The sequence below is a fragment of the Pseudaminobacter salicylatoxidans genome (genome assembly GCF_003148475.1).
Classification (GTDB): Bacteria; Pseudomonadota; Alphaproteobacteria; order Rhizobiales; family Rhizobiaceae; genus Pseudaminobacter; species Pseudaminobacter salicylatoxidans.
Map to the genome: position 1 here is coordinate 119209 of NZ_QGGG01000004.1, position 24021 is coordinate 143229.

Annotated in this window: 28 protein-coding genes and 1 tRNA gene; 11 read left to right on the forward strand and 18 right to left on the reverse strand. The window is 60.3% G+C overall.

Annotation, left to right across the window (positions count from 1 at the left end):
* Positions 1 to 3 precede the first annotated feature (3 nt).
* Positions 4 to 237 carry a sulfurtransferase TusA family protein gene (locus tag C7441_RS07160; RefSeq protein WP_170125038.1) on the forward strand — a complete coding sequence of 78 codons (234 nt, stop codon included), beginning with the start codon at positions 4 to 6 and terminating at the stop codon, positions 235 to 237.
* A 102-nt stretch (positions 238 to 339) separates the two neighbouring features.
* Here C7441_RS07160 and C7441_RS07165 read toward each other — a convergent pair whose 3' ends face one another.
* Positions 340 to 1449: a CobW family GTP-binding protein gene (locus C7441_RS07165; protein WP_109612276.1), complete on the reverse strand. Its 1110-nt coding sequence runs from the start codon at positions 1447 to 1449 to the stop codon at positions 340 to 342.
* A gap of 2 nt (positions 1450 to 1451) precedes the next feature.
* The gene (locus tag C7441_RS07170) at positions 1452 to 2597 is read right to left on the reverse strand and encodes a D-alanyl-D-alanine carboxypeptidase family protein (RefSeq protein WP_109612277.1); all 1146 of its coding nucleotides are present in this window, start codon (positions 2595 to 2597) and stop codon (positions 1452 to 1454) included.
* Between the two features lie 228 nt (positions 2598 to 2825).
* Here C7441_RS07170 and C7441_RS07175 point away from each other — a divergent pair, with 228 nt between their 5' ends.
* On the forward strand, positions 2826 to 3989 hold the full coding sequence (locus C7441_RS07175) for a M20 aminoacylase family protein (RefSeq protein ID WP_109612278.1): 1164 nt from the start codon (positions 2826 to 2828) through the stop codon (positions 3987 to 3989).
* Between the two features lie 160 nt (positions 3990 to 4149).
* A tRNA-Arg gene (locus C7441_RS07180) sits at positions 4150 to 4226 on the forward strand.
* 243 nt (positions 4227 to 4469) lie between these two features.
* Here C7441_RS07180 and C7441_RS07185 read toward each other — a convergent pair.
* Together C7441_RS07185 and C7441_RS07190 are read right to left on the reverse strand one after the other, a co-directional pair.
* Positions 4470 to 4742 carry an HNH endonuclease gene (locus C7441_RS07185; protein ID WP_109612279.1) on the reverse strand — a complete coding sequence of 91 codons (273 nt, stop codon included), beginning with the start codon at positions 4740 to 4742 and terminating at the stop codon, positions 4470 to 4472.
* A complete protein-coding gene (locus C7441_RS07190; RefSeq protein ID WP_109612280.1) occupies positions 4739 to 5164 on the reverse strand; it encodes a hypothetical protein in 426 nt (141 codons plus the stop codon). Before C7441_RS07190 ends, C7441_RS07185 begins: the two co-directional genes overlap by 4 nt.
* Positions 5165 to 5282: 118 nt before the next feature.
* Between C7441_RS07190 and C7441_RS07195 the strand changes: the two genes are divergently transcribed.
* The 4 genes from C7441_RS07195 (at position 5283) to C7441_RS07210 (ending at position 7117) form a co-directional block, all read left to right on the forward strand.
* Positions 5283 to 5489 (forward strand): helix-turn-helix domain-containing protein, encoded by a 207-nt coding sequence (locus C7441_RS07195; protein ID WP_109612281.1) that lies wholly within the window; start codon positions 5283 to 5285, stop codon positions 5487 to 5489.
* Between the two features lie 192 nt (positions 5490 to 5681).
* The gene (locus C7441_RS07200; protein ID WP_109612282.1) at positions 5682 to 6206 is read left to right on the forward strand and encodes a hypothetical protein; all 525 of its coding nucleotides are present in this window, start codon (positions 5682 to 5684) and stop codon (positions 6204 to 6206) included.
* Positions 6203 to 6406, forward strand: coding sequence for a hypothetical protein (locus tag C7441_RS07205; protein ID WP_109612283.1), 204 nt, complete (start codon positions 6203 to 6205; stop codon positions 6404 to 6406). The genes C7441_RS07200 and C7441_RS07205 overlap by 4 nt, the downstream gene beginning before the upstream one ends.
* A gap of 51 nt (positions 6407 to 6457) precedes the next feature.
* Positions 6458 to 7117, forward strand: a complete 660-nt coding sequence (locus C7441_RS07210) for a 3'-5' exonuclease (RefSeq protein ID WP_109612284.1) — start codon at positions 6458 to 6460, stop codon at positions 7115 to 7117.
* A 130-nt stretch (positions 7118 to 7247) separates the two neighbouring features.
* Here C7441_RS07210 and C7441_RS07215 read toward each other — a convergent pair whose 3' ends face one another.
* Positions 7248 to 8132: a DUF4231 domain-containing protein gene (locus tag C7441_RS07215; RefSeq protein WP_109612285.1), complete on the reverse strand. Its 885-nt coding sequence runs from the start codon at positions 8130 to 8132 to the stop codon at positions 7248 to 7250.
* Positions 8129 to 8539 (reverse strand): TIR domain-containing protein, encoded by a 411-nt coding sequence (locus C7441_RS07220; protein WP_109612286.1) that lies wholly within the window; start codon positions 8537 to 8539, stop codon positions 8129 to 8131. The genes C7441_RS07215 and C7441_RS07220 overlap by 4 nt, the downstream gene beginning before the upstream one ends.
* 343 nt (positions 8540 to 8882) lie before the next feature.
* Between C7441_RS07220 and C7441_RS07225 the strand changes: the two genes are divergently transcribed.
* Positions 8883 to 9134 (forward strand): hypothetical protein, encoded by a 252-nt coding sequence (locus C7441_RS07225; RefSeq protein ID WP_109612287.1) that lies wholly within the window; start codon positions 8883 to 8885, stop codon positions 9132 to 9134.
* A gap of 27 nt (positions 9135 to 9161) precedes the next feature.
* On the opposite strand, the gene C7441_RS07230 is transcribed toward C7441_RS07225, so the two are convergent.
* From C7441_RS07230 to C7441_RS07280, 11 genes are all read right to left on the reverse strand, one after another.
* Positions 9162 to 11543 carry a phage tail length tape measure family protein gene (locus C7441_RS07230; protein WP_109612288.1) on the reverse strand — a complete coding sequence of 794 codons (2382 nt, stop codon included), beginning with the start codon at positions 11541 to 11543 and terminating at the stop codon, positions 9162 to 9164.
* The gene (locus C7441_RS07235) at positions 11533 to 11949 is read right to left on the reverse strand and encodes an HK97-gp10 family putative phage morphogenesis protein (RefSeq protein ID WP_109612289.1); all 417 of its coding nucleotides are present in this window, start codon (positions 11947 to 11949) and stop codon (positions 11533 to 11535) included. Before C7441_RS07235 ends, C7441_RS07230 begins: the two co-directional genes overlap by 11 nt.
* Positions 11936 to 12352 (reverse strand): hypothetical protein, encoded by a 417-nt coding sequence (locus tag C7441_RS07240; protein ID WP_109612290.1) that lies wholly within the window; start codon positions 12350 to 12352, stop codon positions 11936 to 11938. The genes C7441_RS07235 and C7441_RS07240 overlap by 14 nt, the downstream gene beginning before the upstream one ends.
* Entirely contained in the window at positions 12342 to 12554 is a 213-nt protein-coding gene (locus tag C7441_RS07245; RefSeq protein WP_109612291.1) for a hypothetical protein, read from the reverse strand. The genes C7441_RS07240 and C7441_RS07245 overlap by 11 nt, the downstream gene beginning before the upstream one ends.
* A gap of 707 nt (positions 12555 to 13261) precedes the next feature.
* A complete protein-coding gene (locus tag C7441_RS07255; RefSeq protein ID WP_109612293.1) occupies positions 13262 to 14377 on the reverse strand; it encodes a phage major capsid protein in 1116 nt (371 codons plus the stop codon).
* Between the two features lie 2 nt (positions 14378 to 14379).
* A complete protein-coding gene (locus C7441_RS07260; protein ID WP_109612294.1) occupies positions 14380 to 14688 on the reverse strand; it encodes a hypothetical protein in 309 nt (102 codons plus the stop codon).
* Between the two features lie 2 nt (positions 14689 to 14690).
* On the reverse strand, positions 14691 to 15200 hold the full coding sequence (locus C7441_RS07265) for a hypothetical protein (RefSeq protein ID WP_109612295.1): 510 nt from the start codon (positions 15198 to 15200) through the stop codon (positions 14691 to 14693).
* A 313-nt stretch (positions 15201 to 15513) separates the two neighbouring features.
* Positions 15514 to 16605 (reverse strand): hypothetical protein, encoded by a 1092-nt coding sequence (locus C7441_RS07270; protein WP_146201434.1) that lies wholly within the window; start codon positions 16603 to 16605, stop codon positions 15514 to 15516.
* Between the two features lie 223 nt (positions 16606 to 16828).
* A complete protein-coding gene (locus C7441_RS07275) occupies positions 16829 to 18397 on the reverse strand; it encodes an AAA family ATPase (RefSeq protein WP_109612297.1) in 1569 nt (522 codons plus the stop codon).
* Positions 18378 to 18620 carry a hypothetical protein gene (locus C7441_RS23730; RefSeq protein WP_146201435.1) on the reverse strand — a complete coding sequence of 81 codons (243 nt, stop codon included), beginning with the start codon at positions 18618 to 18620 and terminating at the stop codon, positions 18378 to 18380. The genes C7441_RS07275 and C7441_RS23730 overlap by 20 nt, the downstream gene beginning before the upstream one ends.
* 123 nt (positions 18621 to 18743) lie before the next feature.
* Positions 18744 to 18947, reverse strand: a complete 204-nt coding sequence (locus tag C7441_RS07280) for a helix-turn-helix transcriptional regulator (RefSeq protein ID WP_109612298.1) — start codon at positions 18945 to 18947, stop codon at positions 18744 to 18746.
* Positions 18948 to 19254: 307 nt separating this feature from the next.
* Here C7441_RS07280 and C7441_RS07285 point away from each other — a divergent pair, with 307 nt between their 5' ends.
* The 3 genes from C7441_RS07285 (at position 19255) to C7441_RS07300 (ending at position 22587) form a co-directional block, all read left to right on the forward strand.
* Entirely contained in the window at positions 19255 to 20472 is a 1218-nt protein-coding gene (locus C7441_RS07285; RefSeq protein ID WP_109612299.1) for a tyrosine-type recombinase/integrase, read from the forward strand.
* A 228-nt stretch (positions 20473 to 20700) separates the two neighbouring features.
* Positions 20701 to 21804 (forward strand): helix-turn-helix transcriptional regulator, encoded by a 1104-nt coding sequence (locus tag C7441_RS07295; RefSeq protein WP_146201436.1) that lies wholly within the window; start codon positions 20701 to 20703, stop codon positions 21802 to 21804.
* A 192-nt stretch (positions 21805 to 21996) separates the two neighbouring features.
* Positions 21997 to 22587 (forward strand): DNA-3-methyladenine glycosylase, encoded by a 591-nt coding sequence (locus C7441_RS07300; RefSeq protein WP_109612301.1) that lies wholly within the window; start codon positions 21997 to 21999, stop codon positions 22585 to 22587.
* Here the strand turns inward: C7441_RS07300 and C7441_RS07305 are convergent.
* Complete coding sequence (locus C7441_RS07305) at positions 22551 to 24011, reverse strand: aldo/keto reductase (protein WP_109612302.1); 1461 nt, start codon at positions 24009 to 24011, stop codon at positions 22551 to 22553. The genes C7441_RS07300 and C7441_RS07305 overlap by 37 nt on opposite strands.
* Positions 24012 to 24021: the final 10 nt, after the last annotated feature.

Sequence of the window (24021 nt, forward strand, 5' to 3'; positions counted from 1 at the left end):
CCCTTGACGTCCGAAGCTGAAATCTACGACCTCAAGGGGCTGAACTGCCCCTTGCCGGTGCTCAAGGCGCGCAAGCGTCTGGCCGGCATGGCTCCGGGCAGTCTTTTGTGGCTGGAAACCACCGATCCGCTCGCGGTGATCGACATTCCCGCTTTCTGTACGGAAAACGGCCATCGGCTGGTCGAGACCCAGCCGCAATCCGGCGGCCATCGCTTTCTGGTGGAACGCGGAGCGTAGCCGTGCGCTCCGGGCGCAACGTTATATTGGCGTCCGAAAACGTGTAACAAAAAGATAAAGCGTTTCGGGCGATTTCGTACCCGCTCTACCCCCTGAATTCCGTCACCGCGGCATCCCCGCAATCGCCAGCGGATTGTTCTCCACCGCGGCGCGGTCGGGCGTATCGATGCCTGGCTGATTTGTGATCGCGGCGAACAGCCGGCGCACATAATCCTCCGGCATGTCATGCGTGATCAGCACCAGCCGCGTGCCGGAGACGCCATCCGGCCAGAACGGCAGGCGCGCCGGCGGATGCAGGATTTTCTGCACGCCATGGATGACCAGCGGACGCGCGGGGTCCTCGGCAAGCTGGACGATGCCCTTCATGCGCAGCAGCTTCTCGCCATGCGTCGAGCGCAGCAGGTCGAGAAACATTTCGATCGCCGCGAAAGGCACCGGGCCGTCATGCACAAGGCTGAAGGAGCGTACGCGCTCGTCGTGATGATGGTCGTGATCATGGTGATGGTCATGACCATGCCCGTGATGATGCGCAGCCGCATGTGCCGCCTCTTCGCCCAGCCAGCGGCGCACATCGGCTGTCTTCGTCTCGGGATCGTACAGGCCGCATTCGAACAGAGCGGCGGCACCCGTCGTCGCCACATCGAGGAGCAGGGCTGACGGATTGATGCGCGCCAGTCGCGCCTTCAGCGCCGCGAGCGTGGCGTCATCCGTCACCAGATCGGCCTTGCTCATCACCAGCCGGTCGGCAACCGCGGCCTGTTTGATCGCCTCGACATGGGCGTCCAGCGTGGCCTCGCCATTGACCGCATCGACCAGCGTGATGACGCCGTCCAGCCGGAAAGCCTGCACCAGCACCGGGTGGCCCATGATCGATTGCAGCACCGGCGCCGGATCGGCAAGACCGGTGGTTTCGATGATCACGCGCTTCAGGCTGGCGATGCGGCCCGTCTGCAACCGGTCGACCAGATCGGCCAGCGTATCGACCAGTTCGCCGCGCACCGTGCAGCACAGGCAGCCGTCGGAAAGCTCGATCACGCCATCGGACGCCTGCTCCACCAGCAGATGGTCGATGGCGACATTGCCGAACTCGTTGATGATGACGGCCGTGTCGGTAAGCGCCGGATCCTTCAGCAGCCGGTTGAGCAGCGTCGTCTTGCCGGCACCCAGAAAGCCGGTGAGCACCGAAACGGGGATCGGATGAAAGTTCTGCATGGCTATTGCACAACGTCGCCCTGGGCCGCAACCGGCGTGCCGGGCGCCGGCTTGTCCGGCCGCCAGGTCGGGATCGGCACGTCGGCCCGGTTGTTCTTGGCATCGATCGCCGCGAACGCGGCCGGCACCGGCCCCGTGGCCCCGCCGAGCCCCACGCGCACGAGGCTGAGGTCGCGCTTCATATCCGCCATATAGGACGATTTGAACTTCGGCCGGCCCTGTGCGTCGAGCCCATCGGAACGCTCCGACGCCCCTTCCTTGCTGCAGACGATGCCGCGCATGTCGGTGGGTGTGTCGATGTCTGCACCATAAGGCTGGAGGCTGGTCAGCGTCAGCGTTCCGCTGGCAGATGTGGAAAAGCCCTGTCCCAGCAGGTCTGCCGCATGGTCGGCGCGGCCCCACGGCGTGCGTTCGCCCAGCACGACCGCTGCCAGCGTGCGGCCCTCGCGCGTGGCCGTGCCGATGAGATTATAGCCGGAAGCGCAGACGAAGCCTGTCTTCATGCCGTCCGCACCCGCAAAGCGGCCGAGCAGCGGGTTGAAGCCGCGTATCCTGTTCTTGCCGTTGGTGGTCAGCCCCTCGATCGAGAAATAGGAGCCATATTGCGGAAACTCCAGCCGGATGGCGCGCACCAGAAGCGCCAGATCGCGCGCTGTGGAGTAGTTTTCCGGGTCGTGCAGGCCGTTGGCGTTGGTGAAATGGCTGCCGGTCATGCCCAGGCGCTGCGCCTCGGCATTCATGCGCCCGGCAAAGGCCGCAATGGTGCCGCCGATATTCTCGCCCACCGCGGCGGCGACATCGTTGGCCGACTTGCCGAGCATCATCTTCAGCGCATTGTCCAGCGTCATCACCGAGCCGGGCTTGTAGCCCATCTTGCTTGGCGGCTCGGCCGCCGACACCTTGGTCATCTTGACGGGCGACTGCATCGTCACCTCGCCCGCCTTGATGGCCCGGAAGGCGACATAAGCCGTCATCAGCTTGGTGAGCGAAGCCGGATGCCAGCGCTTGAACGCATCCTCGTGCTCCAGCACCTGCCCGGTGCGGACATCGAACAGGATGGACGGATTTGCCGCCGCCGGCACGCTCGCCAAGGCCGGGAGCGCCGCCAGCGCCAGAAAAAATCCTTTTGAGAAAAACAGATGCCGCATGATGATTTCCGATTTCGCCTCTTGCGGTCGCCGCCTCGGGATCCTTAAGATTTCGGGATCGGGCTGGCACTCGACAAAGCGGGATCTGGCCCCGTGCCCCGGCCGCATCTCGCGGTGCTATTTAGCCTATGTGACGTCAAGATGGCAAAGCATGTGCGATCACGATTGCGAGCAAACGGGCGACAAGGCCTCCCTGGGGCCTGCCCCTAACAGCGAAAGTCTTTCATTATGCCCATACTGAACCGAGCCGCCGAACTGCAGGATGAAGTTACCGGCTGGCGCCGCACGCTGCACCAGAACCCGGAACTGAACTACGACGTCTACCAGACGGCCGCTTTCGTGGCCGAAAAGCTGGAATCCTTCGGTTGCGACCAAGTTGCGGGGGGCGTCGGGCGCACCGGCATCGTCGGCATCATTCGCGGCAATCTCGGTCCGGGCACGACCATCGGGCTCCGTGCCGACATGGATGCCCTGCCCATCGTCGAGGCGACCGGCAAAGCCTATGCTTCGCAAAATCCCGGCAAGATGCACGCCTGCGGACATGACGGGCACACCGCGATGCTGCTGGGTGCGGCAAAATATCTGGCCGAAACCCGGAATTTCGCCGGTTCCGTGGCGGTGATCTTCCAGCCCGCCGAGGAAGGCGGCGCCGGGGGGCTCGCCATGGTGGAAGACGGCATGATGGACCGCTTCGGCATCTCGCAGGTCTATGGCATGCACAACATGCCCGGCCTGCCTGTCGGCCAGTTCGCCATCCGCCCCGGCCCGATCATGGCAGCGACGGCCGAATTCACCATCACCGTGAAGGGCAGGGGCGGGCATGCCGCCATGCCGCACCATGCCATCGACCCGATCGTGATCGGCAGCCAGATCGTGGCCGCCATGCAGACGATCGCCTCGCGCAGCATCGACCCGCTCGATTCGGTGGTGGTGACAGTGACCAAGTTCCACGGCGGCGATGCCTACAACATCATCCCCGAGCAGGTGGAACTGGCCGGCACGGTGCGCACGCTGCGCAAGGAAGTGGCCGCGACCGCCGGCGACCGCATTCGCGCCATCTGCGCCGGCATCGCCGCCGCCAACGGCGCGAAGGTGGAGGTGGACTACGATCCCAACTATCCGGTCACCTTCAACCATCCGGACCAGACGGTTCTGGCCGGCAATGTGGCCGCCACCATCGCCGGCGACGGCAATGTGCATCGCGAGATTCAGCCGCTGATGGGCGGCGAGGACTTTTCCTACATGCTGGAGGCCCGCCCCGGCGCCTTCATCTTCATCGGCAATGGCGATACGGCCAATCTCCATCATCCGGCTTACGACTTCAACGACGAGGCAATCGCCCATGGCGTGAGCTATTGGGTAAAGCTCGCCGAAACCACGCTGGCCGCCTGAGCCGACGCGGCATGGAAAGGGCGCCGTTTCGAAAAGAGCCGGCGCCCCATTCCGGGCAACCGCAGCCAATGCCTGCATGAACGCTGGTCGCACCGGCATTGGAAAAATGTCCGAAAACCGTTGGCGAAACGGTTTGAAGCGGCTATGTGTCGTTTCGGTTGGTCCCGTAGCTCAGTAGGATAGAGCGGCAGATTCCTAATCTGTAGGTCACAGGTTCGATTCCTGTCGGGATCACCAACGAAATCAAGGACTTAGGTCGATTTTTCCGGCGACTTCCATGCTCCATGGATTTACCAGAATTTCCAGCATTTCCGGGCTTTTCCTAGGGTTAGCGGGGATTCGTTGGAACATGGATGGCGCATGAAAATGCCCGCCGGCTGGTGAGGCCGACGGGCTGGCCGCTGTGGTGGGTGGTGTAGTTCCTTACGGGCGCACCGCGGCAGTGTCGGAGCCGGTGGTGGCCGGCGCGCCCTGGGGTTCTCAAGCCGTGCGCCCGTCCAAGCGCGCCATTCGATAGTCAGGCCAAGGACGTTCGTCCCGGCGCTGGTTGCATTCCCGGCATGCAAGCACAAGGTTGCCGCCGCCCTTTCCGCCCTCCGCTTTGCGGTGAAGATGTTCTAGCGTGGCGGCATTGTCCCAGATGTGGTCCTTAGCGGCGAAACTCAGCGCCATGGGCTTGCGGCAATAAAAGCACCGGCCGTCTTGCTGACCGAACAGCAGCCATCGCAGATGTCGACGTTGCGCCTGGTTCATGCCGCCAACCCTCTTATTACCGCAGCGCGCTTGCGCATATCTTCGCGATCCGCTTCAAGCTCGGCCGCAACGCGGGAACCATTGGCGCGCTCAGAAGATAATTTGGCGTCTGTCTCCCCAGCAATCACGCGCTCGATGTCGTCCTTCAGCACGTCCCACAGTTCGATGTGCTGCTCCATGATGCAAGCAGGATCGGCGATCAATGCGTCCCAGACTTTGAGTTTCAGCTTAAGGTCGCGCGCATCGGCGCACGGCGCTTTGAGGATCGCAACTTCCAGCCCGTCAGCGTCCTCGATGGTTGCGTCAAATCGATTGTCCGGCAGGCCCGGTAGGCTGGCAATAACTGCGGTGCGTTCCGCGAAAAGCTGGGGGATGGTGCGGCAACTCTGTGGGGCTGCGTGCGAATAGGAATTGTTAAGCATGCCGGTGGCGTCCTCGTTGCGATTCCGTTTCGGTTTCGCTACACTGTCATCATTATAAATCGATACGTCAAGGCGAAATCGCTACATGGACGCAAATATTTCACCGACACAATGTAAGATGGCTCGCGCTGCACTGGACCTCGGAGTGCGCGATTTGGCCAAGATGGCAGTGGTATCAACCAACACGATCACCCGATTTGAAAAAGGCGAAGAGGTGTTGAAGCCTCGCACCATCAGCGCCATTCGCGCCGCCCTCGAAGCGGCTGGCGTGATCTTCATTGCAAGCAACGGCGACGGTCCCGGTGTGAGGCTGCGGAAGACCTGAACGCAATTTTGCGTTGAGGGCGCTGGCCTAACTTTTAAGGCCAGCGCCCTTTGCTCCCCAAAATTGGGGACTCCTATCCCCTCGGCCGACTCCCTAGGACGCCAACTGCAACCTGTGGATAGCGCCGAACCTTAGACCACTCCCTTACTTTTTGTGTCTTACAGGATCGATCGGCGCCGATACCGTCGTCGCATGACCGAAGCCCTCGACAAAATCTATACTGCTGCCGAAGCTGCGGAGCGCCTTCGGCTAACCAATCGCGCGCTCATCAAGATCGCTCGGAAATCCGGTCACTGCTCGCGGGCCGGCCGGGATTATCTCTTCTCCGAGTCCGACCTTCTCGCGATTTGGCAGGATATGCGGGAGCCTGCTGTAGAACGCCGAACCACTTCTGGTATCACGCCGCTGCCCAGGCTCCACGGAGTTACAGAATCGCTCAAATGGCTCTCCTACCGACCGCCCACTAAGGTTGACCGGCGCGTGCTGGAAGTTCTCAGATGGCTCGAAAGGCAGAAAGAGCCGAAGTCTTACGCCGAAATCGAGCGTTGCGGCCCACGAACCATCGACGACCTTTTGCAGAAAGGGCTAGTCACGCAATGCGGAACGGATGATGACGGGCTCGCAAATGTCATGATTACGCCACGAGGCAAGGACGAACTGCGCACCTATGATCGGTGGAATCGCAAGCGTGGAGAGCGCGAAGGGAGGCGAAGATGACCAAACCCACTTACGATGAGTTGGAAAACAAGCTGGGTCAGGCCTACCAGATCATCGGCTGGCTCCTCGATGAGTGTGGTCTGTTCCACACGGATGAAGGCCAGGATACGCTGACCTACTTCTCCAGTGACGCCTATGATGATGCTTTTCTGCCGTGGCCAAAGGATCCGGAGAGAATGTTAGCTGGACGCGAGGATTGACTCCCCTCCCGGCCCCGCCATGATGACTGCGGGTTTATGGGGAGAAGGGCCATGTCAGACGTTGGCAATCCAGCTGTTCACACGCGCGCAAAACGGGTCATCGTCCTCGACACTGAAACGACCGGCGTGCAACAATATGACCGGATAGTAACCCTCGGTGCCGTTCGCCTGGAGGGCACGGAGGTCGGCAAAGCGCTTCACCTGGTGTTCGACCCTCGCAAGGACAGCCACCCGGAGGCCTTGTCGATCCACGGTTGGGACGACTGGACAACCCGTTATCAAGATCTGTTTGCCGATTGGGCGCCGCGGATTTTCGACTGGCTATCGTGGGCCGACGAGATCGTCGCCCATAACGCTGCTTTTGATATGCACTATGTCCAGCGCGAACTCCGCAAAGCCGAAGTCGGCCAGCTACCCCAGCCAACGCTATGCACCATGGAAATGTCCAGGTCGAGATGGCGCGGCCAGTCAGCCAAGCTGGACGATTGTTTGGGCCGCGTCGGACTTCAAAGGGTTGGAGATCAGCACGGTGCGCTAGAAGATGCTGCGCTGACCGCCGGCCTCCTTATCAATATGACCGGCCAAAAATCGGGGTTGATAGACCTACTCAAGAAGGCCCGCCGCTGGCCTGGACCGTCGAATGCCAAGCCGGCGCCGCCGCGCCCCAACGGCGAGTTACCCAGGCGCGCGCCCAAAAGGGCAAGCCGTTAAGCTTCTCCGCTTCGCTATCAGCGCTGCGGCGCGTTCCACAGAACGCCCGCAGCACCAACGAAAGCCAGCCCGCCAAGAATCAAGATGACGCTTGGCGTCGGCTGAAAAATGGATGGAAGCGCCCAGGCTTCTACTGATGCGACTGGCGCGCCACCCATTGCGTATGTTCGCGAGAGAATGCCTGCTCTGCTTCGTTAACGAAAGATGAAAACTGCTTCTCATCTTTCACTTCTTCAATCTTTCCTTGAATAATTCCTATCTCGTGAGCAGTAAGGGTGTAGGACGCTGATAGCTCGTTGAACTTCTTGATTTGCGTCCAACCAAGCATCGAAGATGCGATAACAATGATCGGGTCTATGGGCCAAAAATCCCAACTTGGGTTGGCGATCCTCAGCAAGGTCAAAACAATTGCAGTGAGGTATGCCACCACTCCGTAGCATACCCACCTTTTACTAGCCCTCTTATTTATACCTGCCTTTTTTGCGTACCACCCCCGCTGCTCACGGATTCGGTTCGCGTCGTAGAACGCCTTCCGCTCATCAAGATCCAGCGCACGCAGCGACTCCATGCTGGGCGTTATCTGGTCACTAGCAGCGCCGTCAGACGGCAAATGGTCTCCGATGTGCCGACTCGCATCCAATATGCTTCTCAGAAATGCGCGGAATTCTGCCCGAGGGACATGCACATTTGGTGCGTCACCGAACGGCTCGGCCCGCATGCAGTATTTCCAGCAGGTCGTTTTTATGGATTCCGCAAGAGCTCTCCCGCGATACCAATCGCGTTCTGGCTTTAGCCAAAATCGAGAAATCAAGACACCAAGTGATAGAATTAAAACAAGCGCGGTGGCAACGTGGTAGTTTCCATCATACGAAACGTTCAACGAAAGAACAGATGCTAGAAATAAAAGACAATACTCAACGCACACGAGAAGAAAATACCAATACTGCGAATTCGCAGACAACTTACTCGCCGTGTCATAAAGCCCTGGGTAGACTAGTGGTTGCGAAGCGCTCACGGTGTAACCGTCCGGATTCCGCTTACGATCGAGCTAGAATTCCAGTTGACCATCAGCGTCGCGGCGTCTTGAACTGCTTTAGGCGTGCGTTCGGCGCCCCATGGGACTATGCCCAAGATTGGCTTGCCGAGCGATTTGGCGAAGTCTATCTCATATTGAATCCAGCCACTGTGGCTGACGTACATTCCAGCAAGAATAACGACGCACTGAACAGGTCGAATTTGTGCTTTCAGTTGCTCGCCAAGCTGCGGCCCGGTGAGGCCCTGAAAGGCCTTCGACTCCGGTACTGAATAATTCGTCCAACTGAAGTGATTGGCATCATTGAGAAAGCGTACAGCGCGAATGTACCCTTCACTGTATCGCCACGCATGGCTAATAAACAGCCTGTAGTTGTGAAGATATGGCATATATAGTCCCCCGACGCAGTCAGGTGACTATCTTCAACACGCAACCGAAAGCCAAGTCGGTCCAGCAAAATTCCTGTGTGAATGTGGAGAACGGGGGAAAGTTGACGTCCTGCCGCCCAGGGCTACTATCGCGGCGATGATTGGGAGGGGACATGAAATCAAAATTGGCTATCGGCGCGCTTGCCGCGCTGCTTCTCGCTGGCTGTCAAACAGCCAGCAATGAACCGCCACTATCTAGGACAGTTCAAGTTGCGGGGACGGCTGAACAGTTCACGGAAAAGCTCCTGCAGCGGCGCATTGGCCGCGGTACATTATAAAGCAGCAAACCCCGCACCTGATCGTCATGGACAAGCCAGCAAGTAATGATTTTGCGGCTCAGTTCGCGCTCGGGTCGCGCTTCAATACGGTTCCCAATTACCGACTTACCTATCAGATGTACGGCAACAAGCCGCTAACGGTGAATGTGTCTGGAGCGGTCATAACGAATCCTGGCAGTGGGTTTGAAAACCCGACCGACTTGAACAATCATCCATCCATGCGGGACGTGGTTACGGAGATCCGACAGATTGACGACGAACTGAAGGCGGGCGGCTAAGCATCCGCTCACCCGCCTTGCCGTCAATTAGTACTTCACGCCACGTCTGTTCGCGCTGCGGATCGTGTTAATCACGTTCGCCTCAAAGTCGCGCTTTTGCCTGGCCATAACCTGCTCGAGCCGCGCCACTGCTTCGACGGACGCGCCGCGGGCATCGATGTTGGGGCTGAAGTTGACGACGATTGGCTGCTGATTGGCAGCGCGCACGGAATCAAGTTTCGGCATTGTCGGCATCCGGATTTGCGGCATTGTTGGCATTGTTGGCAAGCCAACCGGGCCGCCGGCGGCATAGCCAGCCATCCCTCGTCGTATCGCCTCGACAGCGGCAACACCGCCGTGGCGAGCCACGTCCTTCTGGCTGAAAACGACTTCGCCCTTGTGGACGACGCCGGCCGGCTGCTTGACGCCACCGGGGCCAGTATAGCCGCCCTCGTCGAACAGATACTTGCCGCTCGCGGAAAGCGCCGCGAAGTTCGGAGAACCGCCTCCACCGAAGAGTGACCCCAGAATGCCACTAAGCCCCCCGCCGCTGCCCTTGGTGAGCGCGGCGAAGAAGTCGGCATAAGCCCCCTTGCCGGTGATGGCCGACTTCACGATTTCGATGGCGAGACGCTTGAACGCATCGGCCGCGTTCTCGGTGCCCGCGATTACCTGCCCCAGCGCATCAACGGCATCCGATTCCAGCTGCTGCATCCCATCGTTGAAATCCTTTTGAGCCTTGTTGGCTGCTTCCTGGGATTCCTTCTGCGCGTCGATTTTGGTGATCAGGCCCGCAATCTGGTCCTTCTGATCCTGCGTGGCCTTGGCGCCCAGGCGTCGAAGCTCATTCGAAATGCGCTGCGCGGTGCTGGACTGGCCGATAATCGAAAGCTCGTGCTCAAGATCGGATATCAGCGATCTGACCTCATCGCGCGTGGCACGCGCCGATGCACCCCGTTTAGCTTCGCTCTCGATCTGCTTCTGCAGGGCAGCCTGGTGCCGCTGGAACGCGTTGAGTTCAGCCGCAGCCCACTCATCGATTGCCTTACCGCGCGCGTCATATGCGGCCTTTTCTTCGGCTGTCATCGCCGCAAGCCCAGCGCCGCTTTCCTTCCACAGATCCCGAGCCTGCGCGATCTTGGTCTTTGTGTCGTCATAGCCCTGACCGAGTGCAGCAAGCTTTTCTCGGGTGGTGAGGTAGATTTTTCCGGCCTCTTCGGCGGCGGTGGCGTTGTCCTTGATGAGGTCAGTCGCGGCGCCCCACTGGGCCACGCGCTCGCCCGTCTCGACCTTAGTCAACTCGGCAACTTCCTTATGGCCGCGCTGAATCAGGTCGTCAATTTCCCGCTCCAACCTCTCCTTCTGCTGGCGCACTGCGTCAAGCTGTTCCGGGGCGAACGTTCCGGGCTGGCGGACGTTAGCATCCTGCATTTTTTGCAGGCGATCCTCAAAATCAAACAACTCCCTGTTCTTGGTGACGACGTTAAAACCAACATCCACCTCAAGGTTGCGCATTCGTTCCGCCTTCGCGGCAAGCCCGTCCAGGCCACTCGCGATGGCATTCAGCGTGCCTTCGACCGGGCCGCGTATCAGGGACCAGCGTGCCATCTCCTCGAGGAAGGCACCGACAGCATTTTTCGCCCTGATCGCGGCACCGGCCATTCCCTGATTTTGCGCACCAGCAGCACCGCCAAGGCTATCCGAAAGGATTTTGACCATTTCGGTTTGGTAACCGGCCACGTCGCCAACCTTGCGCATCGCCTCGACGGTTTCGAGCTGCGCATCGGTCAATTGGAAGCCGGCACGCTTGAGGGCGGCAAAACCCTGGATCGGATCATCAATGGCGCGCGCTATCTTGTCGGACCATTCTCTAAGGTTGCCGCCGTAAACCGCCACCATGTCCGTGGAAAGCTTGATGATGCCCTTGAACCGCTCGCCAGAAATATTCGTGTAGGTCGCCAACGCCGCAGCAGCGGCGTTAATCTCGGTGGCGGCAATACCGGTGGCGCGCTCCAGATCCTTGGCAAAACCGTCGATCTGGCCGGCTGTCATGCCCGCCGCATTGCCAGCAAGCTTCAACACCGCATCCAGGCGCCGGAAGATCGTTTCCGCCTGCGCCGCTGATGACATGCCAGCCGTAAGGCCAAGAACGAGCGCACCGATTCCCGCGGCCGCAACCGTGCCGGCAGTACCTAGAGCAGAGATGCCAGATCCCAATGGGCCAAGGCGGGCACCCATACCGGCAAGGTGGCCTTCCACCTCTTTGCCCATGAATGAAAGGGATCGAGAAACACTTGTGCTGGCTTTCGCCGCTCGGTTCTCGGCTTGGCGCATGCCGTTCGCTAAACTCTTGTTAACCCGCGCAATCTGGCGCTCGACATCGCGCACGCGAAGTTCAAAACCTACCGCGAGGTTTGCATCACTTACCATTGAAAGTGTCCTTTATGGCCTTAGCGGTAGCTCGCTTGACCCTGTTTACCGCGCGCTTTTTCGCAACACGATAACCCGGCCAGAAGAACGGCTGCGGGGCCATTTTCTGTGTTCCAAACTCCACCGCGAGTGCATAATCATACTCAGGTGCATTGCCCTTTTCGGAGTTGCGAACCTTCTTCGTGGTCGTTGGCCCACCTGCTGTAATCAGCCTGCGAAGCTCGCCATCGCGCTTCCATCGGATGGAATCCTGAAGCGTGCCGTCCTCGTGTGGCGCAAGTCTCTTCTGGATTTGAACGATCTCTTCGGCACCTTGGTCGAGAGTCGCTTCGGCCACCCGTTTGATGGCGGCGGGGATTTTCCCCAACCGCCTCTGAAGATCGCGAAGACCGTTATTCTTCGCCATCTGGCTCGTCCGTGAAGGTCGCGTCAGCCTCCTCGATGCCAAAGAGCGCGGCACCGAGAACTAGCTGCGCCAGCGCGGCGTATTGCGCGATAGGGCGCGAGGTGAGCGCGGCGTAAATCGGGTCTGGCGGCGGCGCGGGCACTGCGCCAATCCGATGTAGATTAGCCCTCAAGCTTTCCCACGCGGCGTACGCATCGACTGGCTTCGACCGATCAGGACGCGGAGAAAGCGCGAAGCGCAGCACCTTTGCGATGTCGCTAGTCGTCCACTCTCCGGCGGCTATCCGTTTATAAATAACGAAGGCCGATTCGTTTCGATATTCGAAGAACGGCAAGTCCTCGCGGTGAATTTTCACCACCATGTCCCGCCCATTGAAACGTGCCTTGATGCCATCAACCAGCATTGGCAGCTACCTCCGCATCTCTCGTCTCAACCCAGACTTTCAAGAATTCTCGAGCCGCTGCGTGCCGGCCGGTTGCGGCAACCCAAACTGCCATGGCCGCGGTGAGCATCGCGTCGGCGACCACGACTGGGTCCAGTTCCTTGGCTACCAGGCCGTGCGCAGTGACGTTCGCCGCCTGCGAGGCGATGGTGAAATTGTCCATGATTTCTCCGGAAATGAAAAAGCCCGCGGTAAGCGGGCGAGTGGGGGGTCATATTCTGAAATGCGGATGCGTGCGCGTTGGGGGGCGGCTGGTCTCCGAAAATGAAAATTTTCAGACTTCGAGACACCCCCTCGCGCGCGTTGCGCACGCGGGCGCGTACGTGAAGGGAAAAACTGTATTAGCGCAAAGAGTCGAAGGGGGCGGCGGTAGGCAGTGCCTGCGTCCCCGAGTTCGGATGCGCCCCTCCCGTCAGGCGGTCCCGAAAACTCGGTCCACCTCCTCACGTGCAGCAGTCATGTGCCGGAGATTCGCTGCCATCGTGCGGCCATCGCCTGTCGGGATGACCTCATATTCAAAGGTCTCACCGATGTGAGGCATTCTTCCGTTCAATGCGGTGATATGAACGAAAGTCCCCCGCATATCGGATGGGCGGTCGTCATCACTCAAGAAGCCGAAGCCGCGATCCGAATTCCATTTTGTAATTTCGCCAATTGGCATGTTGTTCTGTCTTTCTGTCTGGGGAAAAGAAAAGGCCGACGTCCACTAGGGACGCCGGCAAGTGGTCAGGTCGGGAACCGCGGGTAGCAGCTAGGACTGCCCGGCCAGCGATGTGCGCTGCGTCATGGCTATGACCGATCGGTGGCGGCAACCATGACGCTTGCGGCGCGCGCTTAGCGCCGAGGAGTTGCCGCCTTATTCGTCGGGTATCAGGGCGTGGTGGGCTCGAGGTCGCCAGCCACGAATGCATTTGGGCGATAGACCGCAAGGGCTAGCCGCTCCTCGATACGAACCGTCGCGAGGTTGCGAATGAAATCGTCCTCGTTTTCGGTGGAGATCAGAACTTCCACATCGAGCCTGTCGAAAATCTGCGCGCCATCGCCAAAGGCACCGGTCAAGAACTCGCCGACAGGCATGGCGTTCGTCGCAACAATCGGCAGGCTCCAAACACGCGGATCGACAAGGCCGAAGGGTGCCTGATCGCTAATGTAATTTCCGCCAAGGTCTTTGGTGCCAGTGAGTTTGCGCCAATCGCGTTTACTCAACACCACGGCGTTGACCGGAACGTCGGCGTCTTCTGCCTGGCTGATCGCCTGAAGAATTCGATCAATGGAAGTCTCGTTAGGCGAGGTGAACTGCGGGTTGAATGCAGTAGCCCGCGGCACGAGACCGTGGATGTTCTGACCAGTACCGTCACCAAAAAGGAGCTGCTGGTCTTCAACGAACTTCAGCCCATAAGTGCCACGGCGCCCGACATAGGCAGCGAGTGCGGGCACATCATCCAGCATCTGGCGGCTGATTTTGAAGGTGTGCGCGATAGTCCGCACAGGCGCACTGTCCAGGTCGAAGGTGATGTCCGATTGCGGCTTCTTATTCCCTTCGGCAACCGGTGCGGCCTTATTGTCGAAGCCGGTCTCGCGGGGATACTCAACGTTGTTCGACGTAGTTCGGGCGGAGCCGATAACGTCGCGGACACGAAGCTCGCGCTCATAAGGTGTAATGATCCCCGGAACGCGATGCGCCGGCACGAGCGATGTGCCTGGCGAAGTGTTGCTGCCAACAGTCGATGGCGCCGAAGTGATCGCGGCGTTTTCACCCGTCATCTTCACGATGGCCTTGCCGCGGAAAGTGCTGGTGAGGTTCTGGACTTCCTTCGAATCCAGCATCGCGGCGGCCAGTGGGTTGTCATCATTCACGGCGATGTAGTCGCCAGATGGTTCGCGCGCTGCGCGCTTCTCCAGTTCGGAAAGGCGAGAGGCGAGATCGCCAGTGGTGTTGGTGAATTTGTCGCCGAGTTCGGAAATCATGGATGCGAGATTGGTCATTCTCAATATTCCTTAAAAAGTCCGGGGTTTTCCGCACGCACGCGAGCGCGGCGTACATTGTCGTCGGCCAGTTCTTCGGCCAGCACGCGCTCGACAGCCGCAACCGCAGACTGGAACTCTGGCGATGACGTCGCGAGTTTTTGGTCGAGGCGGCGGCGTTCGTCGGCATTCGCGTAGTGTCGGTCCCAAACGTGCAGACGGGCATCAGATCCGTGCTGGAGAACCGCAGCCAACTCGCCGTCGGCGATGGTGCCGTTATGTTCCACTGCGGCACGCGCTGCGGCGTCGATCAATTCAGAAATGTCATTCAAGGTTAGATCCTAAGTTTCGAGATAGCCGCCATGGCATCCGCATCTTCAGGGGTTGCGCCCTGCGCCTCAGCGGCAATGGCTGCCAGGGTTGTGCCGGGGACGATGCGCGCCGTGGTGGCCGCGTCGCTGGCGTCAGCGCCGAAAACCATGTGCTGGCCGTCGACGATGAGTGAGACGCCCGGTGGGTGTTGCCGTGCGATGAGATGCTGGATTGAGCGCGACGGCCCATACACCAAGTTTGTGAGAGCGCGATCCAGGCGCTGGCCCGCATCATTGGTGAGTGAGCCGAACGTCTCGGCAGTGCTGGTCGCGGTGCCGATGCCAGCCTCGCCGATCACGGCAAGGAACAGCGAAACAAATTCAGGTTCGCCTATCTCCGTGGGAAACCGCCGAGAGCCCTCGACGCGGGAGACGTGGCCCGAATCCTGCAGGCGTGACGCGATATGTTTGACACGACTGGGCCGAACATCCAGTCGGCGCGCAAGCATGCCAACGGCATGAAACAGCCGCATAGCGAACTCCTTTCTTTGAGAGTTGGAAATTGAAGGGTTAAAAAACGCGTGACCCCACGCTGCTGCGGAGAGGAGAACGCACAGCGTGGGGTCAGGATCAACCGGCGACACCAGGGGCGCCGGGATGAATTACCCCAGGGTCATATCCAGCTAGGGGACAGAGGACTTCCTGGGGTTCATAAAGTGGGCCGGTGCTGTGAGGGGCAGCGACCGGCTCCGCAGCTGAACAGAGCGGAACTGCTGCGCGAAATAGAAAAGGGCAGCCGAAGCTGCCCTGCCCACCCTTACAGATTTGGAACTGAATTACTCCAAATCAGGCGATTTTTCTTCGTTCAATCAAATAGTTATCGTTTGCAGGCTTGTATTTTTTCGCCCCAAGGAAACCGTCCAAGATGACGAGCCCACGATAAACAAGGCCTTTTCCGACTGATGGCGCCGCCGAACCGGTAAAGCCTTCGTCCTCGCCAATCCGCTGCATCGTCCTACCACCAAGTACGGCATCTTCCAGCGGATCCCGCAATCCGCCAAGCGCCGTCCTGATCTTGGCCAGCACTGGTTTCTTGTCGATATAATCGGCCAGCGTGTCCACGGTGAGTTTGGTATGAAGGCTGCGCGTGCGCCCGATGATCGGGTCGCCATCGTTTGCCGCCACGGCAGCCAAAATGCGCCGTGCCGGGAGATTGTAAGCCCCCTTGCTCCGCTTGATCTCGCTCCGGTACTCAATCTCACCGCCTGGAACGACACCATCCTTGAAGCCCTCAGCCGCGGCCGCGTCGACTTCTTTCACGCCATCCCGGAGAACACTTCGACGCTCGACCTCCATGCCATTGGCAGCATCGTAGGACTGCCCCTTCAACGGTTCGGATTCACAGAGTGCCACCAACTGACGATAGGCCAGAGCTGCCACAATAAAATCGTCGCGCCGGTCGCGCCGTAGAACAGCCAAGAGCGGGAAGTCCTCATTCTCGCTCGGTCTGCAATCTGGATCGCCGATCGATTGGCGCTTGTTGATGCGCCTTGTCTGCTTCGCCATTGCCTTTCGCTCCTCTCTTGCTTTCAGTGCCGCGCGCTGGCGTCCTGCCGCTCGTTCTGCCGGTGTGCGGATGATTTTGAATGCCGGCTCATCTGTCATGACCAGTGGAACCAGATAGCCTTCTGCGTCCCGCATAAGCGCTCCGTCGGTGTGACGCTGGAACCTTGTCGTGGTGCGATACGGGTGGTCGCCCTTCAAGCGGGAACAATGCTCCTGCACTTCCATTCCGGACAATTGTCTGGGTTGCTGGACTTGTGGTTTGCGGCCACTAATGATGCTAAGGACGATCGCGCTTACCTCATTCACGAAGCAATGCGGAGCCACCTCGATCATCAGGCGCCCGTCCGCCGAAGCGTAAGAAGCTGCTTTCATTGTTGCTCTGTTCCTCTCCCGTGGTGTTCACCGGGTTGGTAGACCGGCTGTATGGCTCGTTTCCCTCCGAGCTGGCTCAAGCTGCTTCGTCGTTGCTGGTGGTGGAATTCCACCCCGGTTCCAGCCGGGGGTGGGTGTTCCACCCCACCGGGGGGTTATAGGGGGGTGGAAGAACAGGGGGGTGGAATGGGGTGGAACAGGGGTGGAAGGGATGCTGGAACATCTATGCCGCCTCCTGTTCCGACTCTCTATCAGGCCCGAAATCTTCCGCTGTAACGATCAGCCTTTGCCGCTGTTTGGAGCGCGGGCCGTCGAGCACTACCTTGATAAGCCCACCGGCAAGAAGCCGATGCATCGCGCCCTCCAGCGCCTTCTTGTCCTGGCCGTCCGTATCCGGGCGCATCGCCATTATCGACGGGGCATAGTTCACGCCCTTTGTGGGGGCGACGCGCTGTCCTGTCCTGTTGATGGCGGAAAGCAGTTCGCGGAACTTCTCGTCGGCCCTCCTGTTCAGGAGGCCAGCCGCTGCGGTCGGCTTGCCGTCATCCAAGACGAAAGCGCCGTCCTGCCAGCGCAGCTTTAGCTCGTCGCCCTTGCGGCCATAGTTCGACTTCATCCCTTTGAGCAGCCGCGCGTCTTCGTCGTCCTTGTCGGCGGTAAGGTAGAGCCGGCTGCGAACAGAGTTGTTCCACGCCGTCGAGCCGGACAGTCCTGTGCCGGTCTGCATCCCGGCAACAGACGGATGCGAAAGCAGCAGCACCGCCACATCCAATTTCAGCGCGATGCCGCGCAACATGGAAACGAATTGTCGAACCTGGCTTCGATTGATTTCGTCCCCGCCAAAAAGGTCGGCACTGGTATCCAGTACGACCATAGACGGCTGGAAGGTGACGATCTGGTCAATCAAGGCCTCCATAACCTTCGTAGGGTGGACGGCCTTGCTGCGTGGATCAGCACGCACAAGCTCGACGTCACGGCCCGCGGCTGGGATCACCCGCATCATGTTCCGCAAACCGGCCATGCCAGTACCATGCGCGTGGCAGATGTCGGAGAGGCGGCGGTGCAACTCGTCTAGTTCTTCTTCTGCGGCCAGTACTAATGTGCGGCCATGCGCCGGATTCAGGCCGAGCGTACCGATCCCAAGAGCGCCAGCCACGGCGAACTGAAGCGCCAGCAGCGACTTGCCGGTACCACCGTCGCCGGACAGAAGCGTCACGTTCCGCGCCGGGATCATTCCTTCCACGTACCACTGGCGCGGCGGGACAGGCTTGTCGGCCAAATCGGCAGGGTCCACGACTTCTAATACGGCACCGGCGGGAGGCGTGTTATCGTTCGCGGCCTCGCGCTCGCGAGCGAACTTTTCGGTCAGCTTGGCCAGAGATTCCTGCAGCTTGCTGGCCACGGAAACCGGCGGCTCGGCACCGATGTCACGCGCGATGATCTGCTCGGCAACTGGGCGGTCTTCTTCCCGTCCGTGAATCTGGATCAATTCCGGTGTGTCGCCGTTCAGTCGAATGACGAACGAGGAATCAGTCCAGCAACCGTCGACATGGTCAACCAGGACCGCAGCACGGCTAGCCACACGCTCATCTTCCGGCCACTCATCGGCAGGGAGAGCCTCGACATTGGCAGGGTCCGCTTTTGCCCAATCTGGCTCGCCATCAGCCATAGTCGGCACAAGCACCACGTCTACGGCGCAATGATCGTGGTCGCGCAGTCGGTCGTAGATACCGAAGACCAAGGACTCGCGGCTGTCTGGGGCCGGTGTTGCTCTAGGCTGCGCGCTGGTCATTCTGGTGCATCTCTCCAAGTGCAGCCTCTACCAAGGCAGTGGCAGTTTCGCGGGTGAAGGTGGCGACGGCGCCACCGAACGCGGAAGGCGCGAAAACGCGATAGCCATTGGCCGTCTGCTTCAGCGCGAGATTGAAAAGGCGCATGCCGTCCATCTGGACGTCGAAGCGCGCAACAGTATTCCCCCGACCGGAAGGCTCCGGCCGGACGTTGAGAACTTGCAAGGGTCTACCTCTCCGTTCGTATGGGGTTGGTTTCCCGCCGTGACCGCAGGCGGGAACGTTTTATCCGGCTAGCCTGATAAGCACCTTCTCCGGGATCCGGCTGGGGAACTGTCTCTATCTCGCTCACGCCGCTGCCCTCGCCTCCTGCTCGGCCAGCCACTTCGTCAGAGACGATCGACGAGCGGACACGGTGCCGCCAAGTTTGAACGATGGAATAAGCCCGTCATAGACGAGCCGATAAGTCTGGCGTCGCGAGATACCAAGGAACTTTGCGATTGTGTCGGCGCCCATAAGCAGATCGCCGGAATTGTCATTGTCTGATTGCATGTGGCACTCCTCTGGCGCCGGACAGAGTCCGACCGCAGTTCGAATAGGTTGATTTTCGAATGAGAAGCCGGCCGTGCCGGGTTGGGGTTGATTGACGCCGAAGCGCCGGTTCTTTCTCGGGAACCTTCCGGCGGGGTAACCCGCAGCTACAGCCAGGCACCACCCCGGCAGAATCGCGACCCACCACTAAGTCGCGAAGTTCATCTGTGTTTGACTCGGTTTTGTTTGCAAGCGTTTTCTTTCATTACCTGCGTTTGCCAGTTTTTATGCGCCATGCTAGCCATGATCCACGCAATCTGGAGGTCGCATGGCTACCGTCATCAAACGCAAGTGGAAGACGTCAAAGGGCGAAACACGTGAGGCGTGGGTGCTGGCTTACACGGATGCTGGCGGCAATCGGCATAAGGAGCAATTCACCAAGAAGCGCGAAGCGGATGCCAGGCGTGTCGAGGTCGAGGGCCAGGTCAGCAAGGGGACTTTTCGGGCCGACGCCGCCAATACAACGGTCGACGACGCGGTCGGCGATTACGTCAAGTATCTCGAGGGTCGCAACAAGCGCGGTGAAAAGGTCACGCAGCTCTACCTGAAGACCACCAAGGCTCACCTTCGGAACTACGTATCGCCCAACGAAGACCAGAACGTCGAGTTTGACGGCGGAATCGGTGCGACCAAGTTATCGCAACTGACGGCCCGCGGCGTTGGCGATTTCCGTGACAGCCTGCGCGATGCCGGCGTGAGCGTACCGACAACCCGCCAGATCCTCGGGAGTCTTTCACGAACCCTCGGCTACGCCGTCAGCAGCGATAAGGTTGCTGTCAACGTGGCGGCCGGCGTTCGTGTCATCGGCAAGCGAGACGATGGTCCTAAGAAGATCGTTCCGCCGACCAAGGAGGCGATGGCTGCCATTCTGAGATACGCCGATCAGGACTTCCGCATCAAAATCATGTTCGCAGCGGCGAGCGGCCTCCGGGCATCCGAACTGCACGCCATGCCATGGGGCAACCTTGATCTGGAATCGGGGAGCGTAAAAGTCGATCGGCGCGTCGATGCATTCGGCAATCTTGACGTGACGAAATCGGACGCTGGCATGCGCAGCGTGCCACTTGGTGCCGCGGTCATTACGGCGTTGAAGGAATGGCGCACACGGTCAAAGCACACGAAAGACGACGATCTCGTCTTCCCGAACAATACGGGTGCCTTTACGAACCACGACAACATGATGAAGCGCAAATATAAGCCACTCCTGAAATTGGCCGCCAAGAAGGAGGCCGAAGCGAAGCGCAAGTTTTCGTCAGTTGGTTGGCACGCCCTTCGCCACTTCGCCATCTCAACGTGGATCGAAGCCGGACTCACGCCGAAGACGGTCCAGACGTTCGCTGGCCACTCCACCCTGGCCATCACGATGGACCGTTATGGACACCTGTTTCCCAGCGACGACCACAAAGCTACGATGGACAAAATCGCCGCGTCCATTTTCAGAGATGGCGCACAAATGGCGCATGACACGCCAAAAGCCGCAGAATAGATGGGTTTTTCTGCGCATTCATAATCTGTAGGTCACAGGTTCGATTCCTGTCGGGATCACCATAAAGATCGTCAATTTAAATATTCGCCCGCTTCGATTTCATGTTGCGCGGCAACCGGTCTCACTGATTTCCAAGGAGCCCCGACTGCACGAGGCGAACCCACGCAACATGGTTGACGCCTTGCCCTGCCTGCGCGAAGCTGCATCCGGCTTTGGGGGCTTGCAGGGATGCTTGTAAATACAGCCAAGCTGGATAGCGCTCTCGACCGGGCTATCGAGGCGTCTGCTGATCATTCACTATGGCCGGCCATCCTTGAGCAGGTAGCCGAAGCAACAGAGGCTTTCGGGGTCAATATCCTGTCCATGCGCGGCATCTTCCCTGGCGGGCTGGTCATGACCGACAGTCTCCAACCCGCCATCGAAGGATATTTTGACGGCGGGTGGCATACGAAAGAATGGCGCGTGCGCGGCCTGCCGCTGCTCAAGCGACAGGGCACCGTGCTCGAGCAGCACTACACGACGCGCGATGAATTCAAGGACGAGGAATACTATCGCGCCCAGTCCAAATACGGATTGGGGCGCACCTGTGTCATCGGCATCTCCAACCCCAGTGATGCAATTTGCTTCGCCTTACACCGCCGGATAGACGAAGACCCCTTCGACATCGACGATGAACAGATTTTCCGTGCCGTGCGCGATCGCCTGATGGTGTCGGCGTCGATCATGCGCAATGCCGCCTCGCACAGAATCGAAGGCATGCGGGAAGCATTCGAGGTTGCAAAGATCGGGGCGGTGTTTTTCGACCGCTTCGGGAAGGTCACAACCTTGAACGACGCAGCATCTGCGTTCCTTGGTCGTGAACTGCAGGTTTCGGGTGGGGAGCTTCGATCAAGGGTTCACGCCGAAACCGTTCAGATAAAGAAGCGCATGGCCGCCGTGCTGACCAGCATTTGGCTAAACCCCGAGCTCGCCAAGCCCATTTTGGTACAGCGGATCGATGCGCGGCCAATTCTGCTGCGCATCCAACGCTTGGGAGGCAACCTCCCGGATGTATTCTCCCATTCCGCAGGGGTTTGCCTGATCGAAGACCTCGATCAACCCAAAGTTTCGGACGCGGCAAATCTTGCTCACGTCCTGGGCCTGACGAAGGCTGAAGCCGCGCTGGCCGCCACCCTGGCGAACGGCGTGTCCTTGCGCGGGGCTGCGGAGAAGCGGGCAATCGGCTACGAGACGGCGCGAACGCAACTTCGTTCCATTTTCAGCAAGACCAGCACCCGCAACCAGCAAGACCTGGTGGCTTTGATTGCCCGCCTCAGAACGATGACGTCCTGACGGCTGGGAGGGCTTGAAACGACAAAACGCGATTCGCGTCCAGCGCGGGTGCGGCCAGTGACTTGGCATCTGCAGTGAGTTTGATCATCTGGCCGTTTGTGCCGCCAACCCGCTGATGTTGCCGCTCGTGAAGCCGTATTGATAAGTTCGGCGGCAACTCAAGCGGACCCATTTCCGGAGCCGAAGACGCATATGGATATAGAATTCTTCGAGCGGGACGCCGTTGCGGTCGCGCCCGACCTGATCGGCGTCGAAATCCGCGTCCATGGCGTCGGCGGCATTGTCGTCGAGACGGAGGCCTATCGCGGCGACGACCCTGCCTCGCACAGCTTTCGCGGGCCGACCGAGCGCAACGCCGCCATGTTCGGGCCGGCGGGCCACGCCTATGTCTACCGCTCCTACGGCATCCATTGGTGCCTGAATTTCGTTTGTCTGCCAGGCAGCGCGGTGCTGATCCGCGCACTGGAGCCCACCACCGGCATCGACACGATGCAGGCGCGGCGCGGGCTGTCGAACTTGCAGCAACTCTGCTCCGGTCCCGGAAAACTCTGCCAGGCGCTGGCCATCGACCGCTCGCATGACGGGCTGCCGCTCGACGGACCCGAGATCACGCTGTCGCCGCGCAACGGCAAGGTGGGCATCGTGGCCGGGCGCCGCATCGGCATCAGCCGCGCCATCGAGCATCCATGGCGCTTCGGGCTCGCCGGCTCACGCTTCGTCAGCCGGCGCTTTGCCCATGAAGAGGCTCAGACGATAGCTTCGGCCTCGATTTCCACCTCGTAGTCGCCGATCAGATCACCCGCCTCGATCAGCGTATTGGCGGGCAGCACCTCGCCGAACACGCGGCCATGCGCGCGCGACACCGGCTCCCACTTGGCGGCGTCGCGGATGTAGATGCGGGTGCGCGTCACGTCCTCGATGCGGCCGCCGAGTGCCGTGATGGCGGCGGCGATCTTGTCGAGGATGTAGGTGGTCTGCGCGCCGGCATCGCCCGGCGCCACGCAGCGGTCGGTGCCATGGGTGGCGGTGGTGCCGGAAACGCGGATCGCGTCCTTCACCCGCACCGCGCGACTGAAGCCGGCGATCGGCTCCCAGATGCTGCCGGAGGAGACGCGCAGCCGGTCGGGCCGGCCTGCTACCTGCTCGGCCTTGTAGACCGAGGGGATGGCGTCGAGATGGTGGCTGAGATCGCCTGAGGCAGTCAGATAGGGCGGCCGGCGGTATTCATCGCCGCAATCGCCCGGGATCGGTTTTGTCCCTGCAAAAGCTTCTTCCAGCCGGGCCTTGTCCTCGGCGTCGAGCGCGAAGGAAAAGACGTTGAGGTTGTCGGCGCGGTGCTCGTTCTCGCTGATGCGTGCGCCGATGATGGTCGCCGCCACCGCCTCGTGCTCCAGCACCCAGCGCGACGCGACGTTGGAAATCGAGACACCATGCTTGCGGCCGATCTCGGCGGCGGCGGACAAAATGCCCTGGAACGGGGCCCAGCCGCCGGCGGTGTCGATGAAGCGCTTGTATTTCGAGCGGCTCCAGTCGGGAATCTCGGTCGGCTCGGGCTTGCCCAGCCATTTGTCGGACAGGAAACCGCCGCACAGCGTGCCATAGGCGAACAGTTTTGTTCCCGTGCGCGCGCACAGCTCCGAAAGCGCGCCGGCGGCGCGGCGGTCGACCAGCGAGAACGACACCTGATTGGTGGCCAGCGGCACGCCGTCGGCCAGCGCCACGGCCATATGCGCGGCGTCGAAATTGGTGACGCCGATGGCGCCGATCAGCCCCTCCTCCTTCAGCCGCGCCATTTCGTGCAGCGCGTCGAGCCAGGCCGGATGCTCAAAAGTCCACCAGTGGAACTGGAGCAGGTCCACCTTGTCGACGCCGAGCCGGTCGAGCCGCTCCTGCACGCCCTTGCGCACGATCTCTGCCGTCATCGGCCCCGGCTCCGGGCACCATTTGGTGAAGGCGAGCGGGCGCGTTTCGCCGCCGCCGTAGCGGGCCAGCAGCCGCCCGGTGATGATCTCGGCGCTGCCGTAATGGTCGGCCATGTCGAAGGTGTCGAAGCCGGCTTTCGCATAGGCTTCGAGCGCATCGGCCGCCTTTTCGGGGTCGAGCGTGGCGCCGTCTTTTTCGAGATCCGCCACCTGCCACAGCCCGCAGACCAGGCGGCTGATGTTCAGCCCGCCCCCGAGTTCGATGTGGTCAGGAATTTTCTGCATGGGAGGCACC